Origin of the sequence: Mesorhizobium sp. M4A.F.Ca.ET.050.02.1.1, from assembly GCF_003997725.1 — a bacterium.
In the GTDB taxonomy this organism is placed as follows: domain Bacteria; phylum Pseudomonadota; class Alphaproteobacteria; order Rhizobiales; family Rhizobiaceae; genus Mesorhizobium.
Genome location: NZ_RZSG01001515.1, coordinates 1 through 435 on the forward strand (window position 1 = coordinate 1; position 435 = coordinate 435).

The following is a 435-nucleotide window of genomic DNA, read 5'->3' on the forward strand; positions in this document are numbered from 1 at the left end:
GCAGAGAGCGACATGGGCGGCAATCAAGGGCCGTCCCGCGCGGGCGCGCTCGGCATCATGCAGCTTATGCCGGCGACAGCGTCGCGTCTCGGTGTGACTGACAGATGTGACGCCAAAGCCAACATCCGTGCCGGCGTCCGCTATCTGAAAGCGCTTTATGACGAGTTTCACGATCCGCTGTTGATGTTGGCCGCCTACAATGCAGGCGAGCAGAACGTCTATAAAGCCAACGGCATCCCCGTGAACGACGAGACCACGAAATACGTGGTCAAAGTGCTCAATCGCTGGAAGCTCGGCAAGCTGATCAACGCCCGCATTCTCAACCCTGTTGACGATCATCCCCCAGCCGCGGCCGGCGCGGTCGATGGCGTCGCCTGGCAAGACGGTCACGTCATCGATTTTGGCAACTGAAAAAGGAGCGAGACGAGGATGGAT

The 435-nt window shown here is 59.5% G+C and carries 1 protein-coding gene; it reads left to right on the forward strand.

Annotated features, from left to right (window positions below):
• The coding region (locus EOA33_RS38430) for a lytic transglycosylase domain-containing protein (protein WP_210212672.1) at positions 1-411 on the forward strand (411 nt) is incomplete at its 5' end.
• Positions 412-435: the final 24 nt, after the last annotated feature.